The 13,995-nt window shown below is 71.8% G+C and carries 9 protein-coding genes; 7 read left to right on the top strand and 2 right to left on the bottom strand.

The genetic code is table 11. The features are described 5' to 3' along the window. Window positions 1-17: 17 nt before the first annotated feature. On the bottom strand, window positions 18-1,730 hold the full coding sequence (locus ACEZDG_RS08090; protein WP_380504584.1) for a SulP family inorganic anion transporter: 1,713 nt from the start codon (window positions 1,728-1,730) through the stop codon (window positions 18-20). Then, window positions 1,727-3,028: a DUF1254 domain-containing protein gene (locus ACEZDG_RS08085; RefSeq protein ID WP_380504581.1), complete on the bottom strand. Its 1,302-nt coding sequence runs from the start codon at window positions 3,026-3,028 to the stop codon at window positions 1,727-1,729. The genes ACEZDG_RS08090 and ACEZDG_RS08085 overlap by 4 nt, the downstream gene beginning before the upstream one ends. A gap of 267 nt (window positions 3,029-3,295) precedes the next feature. On the opposite strand from ACEZDG_RS08085, the gene ACEZDG_RS08080 reads away from it, so the two are divergent. The 7 genes from ACEZDG_RS08080 (at window position 3,296) to ACEZDG_RS08050 (ending at window position 13,912) form a co-directional block, all read left to right on the top strand. Beyond that, entirely contained in the window at window positions 3,296-4,453 is a 1,158-nt protein-coding gene (locus ACEZDG_RS08080) for an acyl-CoA dehydrogenase family protein (protein WP_380504578.1), read from the top strand. 222 nt (window positions 4,454-4,675) lie between these two features. Beyond that, window positions 4,676-5,788: a S1C family serine protease gene (locus tag ACEZDG_RS08075; RefSeq protein WP_380504575.1), complete on the top strand. Its 1,113-nt coding sequence runs from the start codon at window positions 4,676-4,678 to the stop codon at window positions 5,786-5,788. A 152-nt stretch (window positions 5,789-5,940) separates the two neighbouring features. Then, on the top strand, window positions 5,941-7,206 hold the full coding sequence (locus ACEZDG_RS08070) for an amidohydrolase family protein (RefSeq protein ID WP_380504572.1): 1,266 nt from the start codon (window positions 5,941-5,943) through the stop codon (window positions 7,204-7,206). Beyond that, the gene (locus tag ACEZDG_RS08065; protein ID WP_380504569.1) at window positions 7,199-8,158 is read left to right on the top strand and encodes a TIGR03619 family F420-dependent LLM class oxidoreductase; all 960 of its coding nucleotides are present in this window, start codon (window positions 7,199-7,201) and stop codon (window positions 8,156-8,158) included. Before ACEZDG_RS08070 ends, ACEZDG_RS08065 begins: the two co-directional genes overlap by 8 nt. A 124-nt stretch (window positions 8,159-8,282) precedes the next feature. Next, a complete protein-coding gene (locus tag ACEZDG_RS08060; RefSeq protein ID WP_380504566.1) occupies window positions 8,283-10,586 on the top strand; it encodes a DUF7507 domain-containing protein in 2,304 nt (767 codons plus the stop codon). 1,221 nt (window positions 10,587-11,807) lie between these two features. Continuing rightward, entirely contained in the window at window positions 11,808-12,668 is an 861-nt protein-coding gene (locus tag ACEZDG_RS08055) for an SDR family NAD(P)-dependent oxidoreductase (RefSeq protein ID WP_380505453.1), read from the top strand. A gap of 119 nt (window positions 12,669-12,787) precedes the next feature. Continuing rightward, the gene (locus ACEZDG_RS08050; RefSeq protein WP_380504563.1) at window positions 12,788-13,912 is read left to right on the top strand and encodes an LLM class flavin-dependent oxidoreductase; all 1,125 of its coding nucleotides are present in this window, start codon (window positions 12,788-12,790) and stop codon (window positions 13,910-13,912) included. The last annotated feature ends 83 nt before the right edge of the window (window positions 13,913-13,995 follow it).

The raw sequence follows: 13,995 nt of genomic DNA, 5'->3' as shown, positions 1-13,995 counted from the left end.
GGCCACGGTCGGCACCGTCAGGCTTCCTGCCCCGGTGCCGACCCTCCGGCCCGCTGCTCGCGCTGCCGCTCGGCGATCCAGCGGTGGCCCTCCGCCACCGCCTGCTCCACCGCCTCCATCAGCCGCGGCGTGCTGCGCACCACCCCGCCCTCGCCCAGCCGCGCGGACACCCCGGTCTGCTCCAGCAGCCGCGCGGTGGCCTCGCCGGCTCCGGCGACGATCAGCCGGCCGCCGCAGGCCCGGTGCTCGTCCGCGTACCGGCCGAGCAGCTTCAGCACCGCCGAGGACGGCACGTCCGGGGCGCCGCGGACGGCCAGCACCACCACCGCGCGCTCGCTGCCGTGCGGGTCGGGGCGCTGCGCGTCGATCCGGGGCAGCTCGGCGAAGAGGTTCACCCCGCCGTAGTAGAGCACCGTCACCTGGTCGGAGGGCAGCCGCGGCGGCACCGGCCCCACGGTCCAGTCGCCGTCGCCGGCCGGGGTCAGCGCCACCAGCCGCGACTGCCGGGCCGCCTGCACGCAGTAGAGCAGCAGCGACAGCACCGCGCCGATGATGATGGCCTGCTGCAGCGGCAGTTGAGTGGTCGCCAGGAAGGTCACCACCATGGCCAGCGCGGACAGCCGGGAGGTCCGCAGCACCAGCAGGATGTCCTGGCGCCGCCCGGCGATCAGCTCGATCCCGATCACCAGGATCAGTCCACCGATCACCGGCATCGGGATCCGTCCGGCCAAGGATCCGAACAGCAGCACGATCAGCGCCAGCCACAGCCCCGCGAAGATCCCGGCCCAGCGGGTCTTCGCCCCGGCGCTCACCGCTACCCCGGTCCTGGACAGCGAGCCGCCGGCCGGCAGCGCGGAGGTGAACCCGCCGCCGAGGTTGGCCAGCCCCTGGGCCCGGAAGTCCGCGTTCATGTCCGAGCGGCTGCCGTCCGGGTTGGGCACGGACGCCCCGATCCCGGCCGCCTGCGCCAGCGCGACCAGGGCCACCGACAGCGCGCCGCCCCACAGGTGCGGCATCGCCGACCAGTCGGGCAGCGAGACCGGCGGCAGCGCCCCCGGAATCGTCCCGATGTCCTTGGCCAGCTTCACCCCGGTCCCGAGCACCCCCACCGCCACGGTCACCACCACCAGCGCGACCAGCAGCGCCACCGGTTCCAGGCGCTTGACCCGGTGCGCCGCCAGATACACGCAGACGGTGGCCAGCGCCACCAGTGTCGGCGCGGTCTGCCAGGAGCCGAAGTGGCCGATCCAGTCGCCGAGGTCGGCCAGCTTGTTGTGCTCCGGCGGCTTGTAGCCGGTGGCGTCGTCCAGCACGCCGGTGATGATCTGCACCGCGATCCCGGTCGAGAAGCCGGTCATCACCGCGTTCGAGACGAAGCTGAGCACCACGCCCAGCCGCAGCAGCCCGAACAGCAGCATCACCGCCCCGACCATCAGGGTCAGCGCGGCGACGTTCCCGGCCTTGGTCGGATCGAGCTTCGCGTCCCCCAGCACGCTGTGCGCGGTCAGCGCGATGGCGCTGGTCAGCGTGGTGACCATGAGCACGGTCCGGGCGAGGAGCGAGCCGGCCACGGTCGGCCAGACACCGGCGTAGATGCCGGTGACCGGGTTGAAGCCGCCGATCGAGGCGTAGGCCATGCCCTCGGGGATGCTGAACAGCCCGGTGACCAGACCGGACGAGACGTCCGAGGGCGTGGGCCGGCCGAGCCGCTTCAGGAGTGTTGTCCTCATGGACGGGGCGTCAGCTGCGGCAGCGGCCAGGACCCGGAGGCCACCCCCGGGTCGGGCCCGTACAACCGGATGGCGATGCTGAACGGACCGTCCGGCGCCGGCAGCCAGTTGGCGGCCCGCGCCGGGTCGTCCGGGCGCCGGTGCTGGACGAACAGGGTGAGCCCGCCGTCGGGCTCGTACACCAGGCCAGGGGTGCGGTCGCCGATGGAGTAGCGGTCGATCGGGTTCTCCACCAGCAGCCTGCTGGGCAGCGCGTACATGGTCGCGGACCAGAAGAAGCGGGCCGGGGGCAGCTTCCCGGCCGGGAAGTGCACGGTGTAGTCGCGCCGGGACGCGTCCGGCCGGTTGCCCTCGCTGTCCTGCGCCCAGCCCGCGTACCAGGCCTCCTGGCTCGGCAGCCCGTAGAGGCCCTTGTGCACGCCGACGGCCCGGGTCAGGTAGTCGCGGCCGTGGTCGGCCCGGGTGCCGAACCAGCCGGTGGAGTCGGTGGCGTCGGCCGCCGCCGCGGTGAGCCTGGCCCTGGCGTCGCCGATGCCCTGCCCGACGGCGGAGGCGATCCCGGGGTCCAGCGCGGCGGGCTCGAACTCGCCGTACCCGCTGACGCCCAGCGCGGCCAGCCGGGTCCGCAGCTCGGCCTCCTCGGGCAGCACCGGGAAGAAGCCGAGCAGGAAGTCGAGCACGGTGAGGAACTCCACCGTGTCGAGCGACTCCTCCTTCCAGACCGGCCACACCGGTTCCGGGGCCGGGTCGGGCGGGGGCGTCCCCAGGTGGGCGGACAGCGGGCGGAGCTCGTACTGCTGCTGCAGCGCCCGCAGGGCCGGCACGTCCTCGGGGCCGGCCAGGTAGGTGCGGCCGAGGATCCCGACCAGCTGGGTATCCGCACGGAGCACCCCGTCCAGCCCCGCCGGCAGCGGCCCGTCCCAGCCAGGACCGGCCACCAGGTACGTCCCGGCCCCGGTGCCGGTGGTCCTGGCGCCGACGAAGCCGACGTAGGAGGTGTCCAGCTCGTGGAAGGGGAGCACGTAGTAGCGGTCCTCGGCGGGGACCGACACCACCCAGGGCTCGGCCCGCAGGTCCAGCCAGGCCCAGGAGTAGGGGGTGTCGTTGTTGGGCGTGACCACGTCGGTGTTGGCCGGGGTGAACGGCTGCGAGTAGTGCCGGAAGACGCCGAAGCCCCCGACGAAGCGGGGGTCCTCGCTGTCGACGGCCTGCGGGTACATGGTCCGGTAGTTCTCCAGCAGGGCGTATCCGTAGATCCATGCCTCCGCCGCAGTGCGCCGTGCCTGGTGTGCGTCCACCCCGGAGCCGCCTTTCCTCGCGTCATCACGACAAGCCGGACAACAGGACAATACGGACAGAGTGATCGTAAGTTGAGCAGGCAGGCGGGGCCACAGGAAAGTTCAAAGGCGCCCTATCGATCGTTCAGCCGCCGGGCGGCCCACCGGGGTGCACATCACACCCGGGCCCCCTGGACAGTCGCCCTACTGGCGATTAACTTAACGTTCGTTCGACAAGTGCCGGAAGTACCGATGTCGGAAGTACCGATGCTGGAAGGGAGCGCCATCGTGCGCCGCACCGTATTCACCGAGGACCACGAGGCGTTCCGGGACACCATCCGCGACTTCATCGCCAAGGAGGTCGTGCCGGTCTACCCCGAGTGGGAGAAGGCCGGGGCCGCGCCCAAGGACTTCTACCTGAAGCTCGGCGAGCTGGGCGTGTTCGGCATCGAGGTGCCGGAGGAGTTCGGCGGCGCCGGGATGACCGGCTTCAAGTACCAGGCGATCGTCACCGAGGAGTGCGCCCGCGCGGGCGTCAGCTTCGGCGGCTCGGGTGTGCACACCGGCCTGTGCCTGCCTTACATCATGGAGTACGCCAACGACGAGCAGAAGAAGCGCTGGCTGCCCAAGTTCGTCTCCGGCGAGATGATGACCGCCATCGCCATGACCGAGCCGGGCACCGGCTCCGACCTGGCCGGGATGACCAGCAACGCCAAGCTCTCCGAGGACGGCGAGCACTGGATCCTCAACGGCGCCAAGACCTTCATCACCGGCGGCGTCCAGGCCGACCTGATGCTGGTGGTCTGCCGCACCTCCCCGGCCTCCGCGGACAACCGCCGCACCGGCCTGTCGATCCTCTGCGTCGACACCGCGTCCGAGGGCTACACGGTCGGCCGCAAGCTGGACAAGATCGGGCTGCGCACCTCCGACACCGCCGAGCTGTCCTTCGTGGACGTCAAGGTCCCGGTCGCCAACCTGCTCGGCGAGGAGGGCAAGGGCTTCTTCTACCTGGCCCACAACCTGGTCCAGGAGCGGCTGGCCATCGCCGTCGGCGCCTACGCCGCCGCGCGTGCGGCGGTGGACCTGGCGGTCGCCTACACCAAGGACCGCAAGGTCTTCGGCCAGCCGGTCTCCGGCTTCCAGAACACCAAGTTCGAGCTGGCCGCCTGCGAGGCCGAGGTCGACGCCGCCCAGGCGGTCGTGGACCGCGCGCTGGAGGCGTTCGAGACCGGCGACCTGACCCCGGCCGATGTCGCCAAGGCGAAGCTGTTCACCACCGAGGTCTGCTCCCGCGTGGTCGACAAGTGCCTGCAGCTGCACGGTGGTTACGGCTACATCCTGGAGTACCCGATCGCCCGCCTCTACACCGACAACCGGGTGTTCCGCATCTACGGCGGCACCAGCGAGGTCATGAAGCTGGTCATCGCCAAGTCGCTCGGCCTGTAGCGGCTGCGTCTGTAGCGGCTCGGGCCTGCGGCGGCAGCCGCACCTGCTTCGGTCCGAAGGCCCGGCGTGGCCGGATGGCGACCCCCATCGCTCTCCGTCCGTGCCGGGCCTTCGGCGCGCCTGCGCGGGCGTGGACTTCTGGAAATGGACAATAGGTACAAATCTCCCATGCTGCTCCCTGGTCCAGCCAGAGCCCGAGAGTCCGAGAGGAAGGTCGCGACCATGGAGACTTCCGGTTCTCCTCGTACGCACCGCCGTGCCACCGCCGTCGCTCTCGCCGCCGGGGTCGGGCTCGTCCTCGCCGCGGCGGCGGGATGCAGCAGCGACCCCAAGTACGGCGGCTCCGGCTCCTCCTCGGCGTCCGCGTCCGCCGGGGCCGGGGCCGGGGGCATGACCGTCAACAACGACCTGCAGACGGCCTACCAGGACACCGTGAAGTCGGTGCTGCCCTCGGTGGTCCAGATCACCGCCGGGGAAAGCCTGGGCTCCGGGATCGTCTACGACAACAAGGGCGACATCGTCACCAATGCCCATGTCATCGGCAGCGCGACCAGCTTCCAGGTCACCCTGGCCAACAGTTCCGACACTCTGGCCGCCACGCTGGTCTACTCCTACCCGGCCAGCGACCTCGCCGTGATCAAGCTGTCCAAGCCGCCGAGCGGGCTGCGGCCGGCCACCTTCGCCGACTCGACCAAGGTCGAGGTGGGGCAGATCGTACTGGCCATGGGCAATCCGCTGGGCCTGGCGAGCAGTGTCACCCAGGGCATCGTCTCCGCCGTCGGCCGCACCGTCTCCGAGCCCGCGAGCCAGGAGTCGCCCGGGGCGACCATCCCCAACATGGTGCAGACCTCGGCCGCGATCAACCCGGGCAACAGCGGTGGCGCGCTGGTGAACCTCTCCGACCAGATCGTCGGCATCAATACCCTCGCCGCGACCGACGCCGGCCAGACCGGCGCCCAGGCCCCGGGCATCGGCTTCGCGATCCCGGCGTCCACCGTGACCAGCCTCGCCGACCAGATGATCAAGGACGGCAAGGTCACCAACTCCGGCCGGGCCGCCCTGGGCATCACCTCGCGGACGGTGCTGACCAGCGCCGGCGACGCGAACACCGGTGCCGGCGTGGTCTCGGTCGTCAGCGGCGGGGCCGCCGCCAAGGCCGGGATCCAGGCCGGGGACGTGATCACCAAGCTCGGCAACACCACCATCACCAGCTCCAACGACCTGAGCGAGGTCCTGGCTGGACTCCAGCCCGGGCAGCAGGTGTCGGTCACCTATCTGCGCGACGGCTCCTCCAAGACCACGACGGTCACCCTGGGCACCCTCGCCGCCTCCTGATTCCTTCTGACGCCCGCCCCACCGGCCCCGCGCGTGCGCTGCCTGTCCGCGCGGGGAGGGGCAGCGCCCCGTTGCCCTGCGGAGCAGCGGGGCGCTGCCATGTCCGGTCGCAGTACCTGACGGATCGTCAGATCGGCGCTAGCCTGGCCGCTATGGATGCCAACGACGCCCACGCCGCCAACGAAGCCAAGGACACCTTCCCCTGGATCATCTCGGTGGACGACCACACGGTGGAGCCGCCGAACGTCTGGCAGGACCGCCTGCCCGCCAAGTACAGCGCGACCGGCCCCCGCATCGTCCGCGCCCCGCTCGCCGAGATGACCTTCGTCGGCGGCCGGTTCGCGCCCCGGATGGGCGCTCCCGGCAGCGAGGGGACCATCGCCGACTGGTGGGTGTACGAGGATCTGCACCGCCCGCTGACCAGGTTGGACACCGCCGTCGGCTATCCCAGGGAGGAAGTGCGGCTGGAGGCGATCACCTACCAGCAGATGCGTCCGGGCTCGTTCTCGATACCCGAGCGGCTGGAGGACATGGACCTCAACCACGTCCAGTCCGCGCTGTGCTTCCCGACCTTCCCGCGGTTCTGCGGGCAGACCTTCACCGAGGCCAAGGACCGCGAGCTCGGCCTGCTCTGCGTCCGCGCCTACAACGACTGGATGGTGGACGAGTGGTGCGGCCCGGTCGCCCGGGGCCGGATGATCCCGCTCGCCATCGTCCCGCTCTGGGACGCCGAACTGGCCGCCGCCGAGGTGCGCCGCAACGCCGCGCGCGGGGTACGGGCGGTGTGCTTCAGCGAGATACCCCCGCACCTGGGGCTGCCCAGCATCCACACCGACTCCTGGGACCCGTTCCTGCGGGCCTGCGAGGAGACCGGGACGGTCATCGCCATGCACATCGGCTCCTCCTCGCGGATGCCGTCCACCTCGGCCGACGCCCCGCCCGCCGTCGGCTCCACCATCACCTTCGCCAACTGCTGCTTCTCGATGGTGGACTGGCTGATGAGCGGCAAGTTCGACCGCTTCCCCGGCCTGAAGATCATGTACGCCGAGGGCCAGATCGGCTGGATCCCCTACATCCTGGCCCGCGCCGACGTGGTCTGGGAGGAGAACGCGGCCTGGGGCGGCGTCGCCGACAAGGTGTTCACCCGGCCGAGCGAGGTGTTCGCCGAGCACATCTACGGATGCTTCTTCGACGACCCGCACGGCGTCAGGAACCTGGACGCGATCGGCGGGGCCAACGTCCTCTACGAGACCGACTACCCGCACTCCGACTCGACCTGGCCGAAGAGCCGCGAGGTCGCCGAGTCGCAGATGGGCCACCTGGAGCCGGAGGTGGTGGAGCAGTTGGTGCGCGGCAACGCGATCCAGCTGCTCGACCTGACCCCGGAGGGGCTGTGGAAGGGGTCGGCCCATGTCTGAGCCCGCCGCACCCGTGTCCGAGCCTGCTTCGGTTCCACCCGCTTTCGGTGTCCAGCTGCCGGTCCAGTCGCAGAGCACCCTCTACTGCGAACCCTGGGAGACCACCGCGGGCCCGGCCGAGCTGGCCGCAGCCGCGCAGGCCGCCGACCGGCTCGGCTTCGCCTACGTCGCCGTCTGCGACCACGTCGCCATCCCCGAGCGGCTGGCCGGCGCGATGGGCGCCACCTGGTACGACCCCGTCTCCACCCTCGGCTGGCTGGCGGCCCTCACCACCCGCACCCTGCTGCTCTCGCACGTCGCCGTACTGCCGCTGCGGCACCCGCTGCTGTCGGCCAAGCAGTACGCGACGCTGGACCAGCTCAGCGGCGGACGGCTGCTGCTCGGCGTCGGCGCCGGGCACGTCCCGGAGGAGTTCGCCGCGCTGGGCGTCGACTTCCACCAGCGCGGGGCGATCCTGGACGAGACCCTGGTCGCGCTGGACCTGGCGCTGCGCGAGGAGTTTCCGGTGCACGAGGGGCCGCGCTTCCCGTTCAGCGGACTCAGCGTCAGCCCGCGTCCGGTGCAGTCGCCGCGTCCGCCGCTGTGGGTCGGCGGCTCGTCCCCGCGCGCGGTGCGCCGGGCGGCGACCCTCGGCGAGGGCTGGCTGTCGCAGGGCGACACCCTGGCCACGCTGCCGGAGCAGCTGGAGCTGATCCGGACCACCCGCGAACAGGCGGGGCGCGGCGGCCCGTTCGCGGTCAATGTGATCCCCCCGGCGCTCTACGTCGGCGAACCGTCCTGGCATCTGGGCCGCCGCTCGGTGTCCGGCAAGCCGGAGCAGCTCGCCGAGACCCTGCGCGGCTACGTCGCGGCCGGTGCCACGCACCTGCAGCTCCGGCCGCGCAGCCGCGGGGTTGGGGAGTACCTGGAGCAGTTGGAGCGGATCGCGGCAGAGGTGCTTCCGCTGGTGTGAGCCGTCCGGGTGGAGTGCGGTTGCGCGAGGGCCCCGGGTGCCCGGACCGGGCCCGCTGCTGACGTAGCGTCAGAATGTGATCATCCGACCCTGCCACCGCCGTGTCCGGTCCCCGCACGGGGCGGTGTCCCTGACCGCAGTCCTCGCCGTCGCGGCGCTGTGCGGGTCGTTCGTCATCCCGGCCGTCGCCTCCGCGCCGCCGCCGCAGTCCGCGCAGCAGCACCGCGCGGGCCGCGGTTCGGTGCTGCTGGACGAGACCTTCCAGGGCAGCTCCATCGCCGACCCCGGCTTCGTGCCGCTGGACTCGGTCTGCCTGACCGGGGCCGCGGCCGAGCCACCGGCCGACGAGTCCGCGACCGGGCCGTGCGACGGCCCGGACCAGACCGTCCCGTACGTACCGACGCCCGGGCAGACCCCGGGCTGGCTGCAGCTCACCGACGGCGCGAACTACCGGGTCGGCGGCCTGCTCTACAACCGTCCGCTGCCCGGCAACGGCGGTCTCGAGGTGAGCTTCGACCAGTACCAGTACGGCGGCAACGGCGCGGACGGGATCGGCTTCCTGCTGGTCGACGGCGCGGTCGACCTGACCCACGCCGGCGCCGACGGCGGGTCGCTCGGTTATGCGCAGCGGAACCTCACCCCCGGTGTGGTCGGCGGCTTCCTGGGCATCGGCCTGGACGCCTACGGCAACTTCGCCAATGACGCCGAGTACCGGGGCAAGGACTGCCCGCCGGACGAGCAGTCGCCGGTCGCCCCCGACCGGCAGGTCACCGACTCGGTGACGCTGCGCGGGCCGGGGGAGGGCATCGAGGGGTACTGCTTCCTGGACTCGACCATGCGATTGTCCCCCGGCATCCCGCCCTCCTATGTGACGACGCTGCCCGGCAGCCTGCGCGAGCCGGGTGTGACCGTGCCCGACACGGCGCGGCGCACGGTCATGCTGACGGTGAGTCCGGACGAGAAGCCGCTGATCACCATCGACATCGACTTCCACGACGGCAAGGGCTTCCAGCAGGTCCTGCAGTACCAGATGAAGATCGCCGCGCCGAAGACCTACAAGTTCGGCTTCACCGGGTCGTCCGGCGGACTGATCGACACCCATCTGATCCGCAACCTCCAGGAGTCCTCGGTCGTCCCGCTGGACCAGCTCAACCTGGTGAAGACCGTCGCCTCCGACCGGCTGATGGGCACCCGGCGGACGTACCGGGTCGGCGACACCGTGACCTACAACTTCCTGGTGACCAACACCGGGACCTCGACACTGAGCCCGGTCACCGTGACGGATCCGCTGGTCAGCGACATCGTCTGCCCGGAGACCTCGCTCGGCCCTGTGGGCAGCCCCACCGCCTCGATGCAGTGCACCGGCACCCATGTGATCACCGTCAACGACTCCTTCACCGGCGAGCTGAGCAACACCGCCACCGCCCACGGAACCGACCCCGGTGGCAAGGACGTGCCCTCCAACCCCTCCACCGCGGTGGTGCAGGTGGAGCAGCTGACGCCGGGTCTGGAGATCACCAAGACCGCCTCGCCGACCCGGGCCGAGCCCGGCAGCACGGTCACCTACACGGTGAAGGCCACGAACACCGGGGAGGTCAGGCTCGACCCGGCCGACTTCACCGACGACCTGAGCGGCGTCCTCGACGACGCCGTCTACAACGATGACGCGACGGCGACCGTGGGGACCGTCGTGCCGGTGCAGAAGACGCTGCACTGGACCGGCCCGCTGGAGCCGGGGGACTCGACCACGGTCACCTACTCGGTCACCGTCAACACCCCGGACCGCGGCGACCTGCTCCTGCACAACACGGTGGGCACCACCATCCCCAACGCGACCTGCGCCGAGCCAGGCCCGCCGCCCAGCCCGCTGGACGTGGCAGCGGGCACGGGGGGTACGGCGGGTTCCTCCGGTTCGGCGGGCGCGGCAGGTGCTTCTGGTTCCTCTGGTTCCTCCGGTTCCAGCGACTCCAGCAGTGCGGCGGGAGCGGCAGGTCCGGAGCGGAGGCCCGTGCAGGTGCAGCGACGAACCCAGCCGCGCCGCGCCGAGGTACAGCGACACGCCAAACTGCAGCGACACGCAGAGGTGCAGCGGGGCACGCGTGCGCAGCGCGTCGAGGTGCCGCCCTGCTCAGTGGATGTCCTGGTCGACCAGCCCACGCCCTCGCCGACGCCTACGCCGTCCGCGTCCGGAGGCGGGCCCATGCCACCCAGCTCCGGCCCCAGCACCGGGCCCAGTTCGGGTCCGAGCGGCAGCCACCCATCCACCCCACGGCCGTCCGCCTCGGCGACCGCCCCGGCCCAGGCCTCGGCCGGCGGCGGCCTCGCCGCCACCGGCTTCGCGGCAGCCGGCCTGCTCGGCGCAGCAGCCCTAGCCATCGCCGCAGGCGTCATCCTCACCACCCGCCGCCATGGCCGCCACACCGGGTAGCCCTTCCGCTGGAGGCCCGGCCGCACCCTGTCCCAATTCCGACGGTGTTCCGCCCCGGCATAGCGCCGCTTTGGCGTAGCGCCGCCTCGGCGTAGCGCTGCCTCGGCGTAGCGCTGCCTCGGCGGTGCGCTGGTCCGGCCACCGGAGCCCGGCCGTCGGGGCTCGGCCGCGCGCGGGCCCGATCCGCCGCCTACCCCCACTGGGGCCCGCCGCGTACCGGGCCACGGGCACCTGCCCCGGCATGGCGCCGCCCGGCACGGCGCCGCCCCGGCGGTGTGCTGGCCCGGCTACCAGAGCCCCGCAGCCGGGGCTCAGCAGCGCGCGGGCCCGATCGGCCGCCTACTCCCGCTGAGGCCCGCCGCGCACCGAGCCGCTGGCACCTGTCCCGGCATGGCGCCGCCCCGGCTTAGCGCCACCTCGGTGGTGTGCTGGCCCGGCTACCAGAGCCCGCCGCCGGGGCTCGGCCGCGCGTGAGCTTGATCGGGCGCCTACCCCCGCTGAGGCCCGCCGCGCACCGGGCCGCAGGCGCCTGCTCCCGGCCCGGGCCTCCGGGTCCGGTCCCTGCGTGCCAGCCCCAACTCCCATTCACCCACCGGCCCCCGTCCTTGGGCTGCTGCCTTCTGCGCAGCTCTCCCGGCCCCGCTCTCCCGGCCCGCTCGCCCGGGCCCCGCTTGCTTGGCTCCGCCTGCCCGGCCTTGCCCTGCTCTGCTCTGCCCGGCCCCGTTCGCGCCCGGCTCAGCTCGCTTACCCCGCGTTCGTCGCCGCTGCCGGGCCTTGGCCGCTGGCCCTCGCTTCCTGCGTGCCTGGCTACTCGGCTCGCCCCGCCCGTCCATGGGCTGCTGCTGCCCCCGGTTTCCTGCGCCGCCTGGCCCTGGCTCCGCAGAGTCTGTAGCCGGGGTTCCTGCGCCCTGGGGCCACTTCTGCCCCCAGGCCTGGCCTTTCGGCCCCTGCTCCCACCCCGCCCGGTCCTGGGCTTCTACCCCGGCCCCTGCTCGGCCCAGGGCCTCTGGGCCGCAGGCCCCCGCTTGCCCGGCCCCCGCCCGGCGGGGCCCAGCACCGAGCGTGGCCCCGGCTCCGCCCCCCGCCAGGGGCCTGCGGGGGCCGCAGGATTCTGCTGCCCCGCGGCCCTTCCCTCCTCATCACGTTCGCCAGAGACTGACGGTGCGTCAGATCCGTAGTTGCCGTCGCCCGGAGGGAAGCCCCATGTCCAAGTCCGAAGGAATGCGGCGGCTGCTCGGTCGCACGATCCTGATCACCGGAGCCGCCCGCGGCCAGGGCGAGCAGGAGGCGCGGCTGTTCGCCGAGGAGGGCGCTCGCGTGGTGGTCGCCGACGTCCTGGACGACCAGGGCGAGGCGCTGGCCAAGGAACTGGCCCTCCGCTTCGGCGACGACCGGGTGCGCTACCAGCACCTGGACGTCGGCGACGAGTCGGACTGGGAGGCCGCTGTGGAGGCGACCGTCAGTGCGTTCGGGAAGCTGGACGGCCTGGTCAACAACGCCGGGATCCTCCGCTTCAACGAACTGGTCAGCACCCCGCTCGAAGAGTTCATGACGGTGGTGCGGGTCAACCAGGTCGGCTGCTTCCTGGGGATGCGCGCCGCCGCGCCCGCGATCGAGGCGGCCGGCGGCGGCAGCATCGTCAACACCGCCTCGTACACCGCGCAGACCGGCATGGCCCTGCTGACCTCGTACGCCGCGACCAAGGGCGCGATCCTCAGCATGACCCGGGTGGCGGCACTGGAACTGGCGGCGAAGGGGATCCGGGTGAACGCCATCTGCCCCGGCTCGGTGGACACCCCGATGGCCAACCCCGCGAACGCCTTCGGCAACGCACGCGGCGCGGGAGGCGCACCCGGCGCGGGAGGCGCTGTCGGCGCCCCGGCGATGAGCGCCGAGGACGCCGCCTCGCTCGCGGCGGCGGTCGCGGAGCTGTACGCCCGGGTGGTCCCGCTGGGCCGGATCGGCCGCGCCGACGAGATCGCCAAGCTGGCGCTGTTCCTGACCTCGGAGGACTCCTCGTACATCACCGGGCAGCCGATCATCGTCGACGGCGGCTGGCTGGCCGGGGTGTCGATCGGATGACCCGCGCGGCCCGCCGCTGACGCTGCGTCGGCTATTGACTGCCTCGGCCCACGATGTAAGAGTCAAGCCATATCTGACGGGTCGTCAGATATGAATCACCCAAACAGGGCGGTGAAGCTATGGAGTTCGGCATCTTCATCCAGGGCTACGTACCCAGGAGTCGATCCCAGGTCGACCCCCTGGCCGAACACCACGCCCTGATGGAGGAGATGGACTACGTCGTCCAGGCCGACAGGGCGGGCTTCAAGTACGCCTGGATCACCGAGCACCACTTCCTGGAGGAGTACTCGCACATCTCCGCGAACGACGTGTGCATCGGCTACCTCACCCACGCCACCGGGCGGATCCACCTGGGCTCCGGCATCTTCAACCCGCTGGCCAAGGTGAACCACCCGGTCAAGGTCGCCGAGCGGGTCGCCATGCTGGACCACCTCTCCGAGGGCCGCTTCGAGTTCGGCACCGGACGCGGCGCCGGCAGCCACGAGATCCTCGGCTTCATGCCCGAACTGACGGACATGGACGGCACCAAGGAGATCTGGGAGGAGGCGATCGTCGAGTTCCCCAAGATGTGGCTGCAGGAGGAGTACCAGGGCTTCCAGGGCAAGCACTGGTCGCTGCCGCCGCGCAGGGTCCTCCCCAAGCCGTACGGCAAGGCGCACCCGGCCATGTGGTACGCGGCCGGCAGCCCCTCCTCCTACGAGATGGCCGCCCGCAAGGGCCTCGGCGTGCTGGGTTTCAGCGTGCAGAAGGTCTCCGACATGGAGTGGGTCGTCGACTCCTACAAGAACGCGATCCGCGACGCCGAGCCGATCGGCGCGTATGTCAACGACAACGTGATGGTGACCTCGACCGCGATCTGCGCCGAGAGCGGCAGGGAGGCCCGCCGGATCGCGGTCGGCGGCGGGCTCAACTACCTGCAGTCGCTGCTGTTCCGCTACCACGACACCTTCCCCCGGATCGAGGGGATCCCGGTCTGGCCGGAGCTGATCCCCGAGTACACCGAGGAGCTGATCGACCTGCTGATCGCCGAGGAACTGCTGATCTGCGGCGATCCGGACGAAGTGCTGCAGCAGTGCAAGCGCTGGGAGTCGGCCGGGGCGGACCAGTTGGTGTTCGGACTGCCGATCGGCATCTCGCCGGAGAACACGGCGCAGACCATCCGGCTGATCGGCGAGCACGTCATCCCGAAGATCGACACCGACCCGATCCACCGCACCACCCGCTTCCGCCAGGCCGCGTCCTAGCGGTCCTCGCAGCGGCGCGGCCCATGGACCGGGCGGGTACGGGAAGCAGCGGCCTGCACCCCGTACCCGCCCCGCACTCTTCC

The sequence above is a fragment of the Streptacidiphilus alkalitolerans genome (assembly GCF_042511045.1).
Lineage (GTDB): Bacteria > Actinomycetota > Actinomycetes > Streptomycetales > Streptomycetaceae > Streptacidiphilus > Streptacidiphilus alkalitolerans.
The sequence above is the reverse complement of the archived record's forward strand: the minus strand, read 5'-3'. Positions and strand labels throughout refer to the sequence as shown.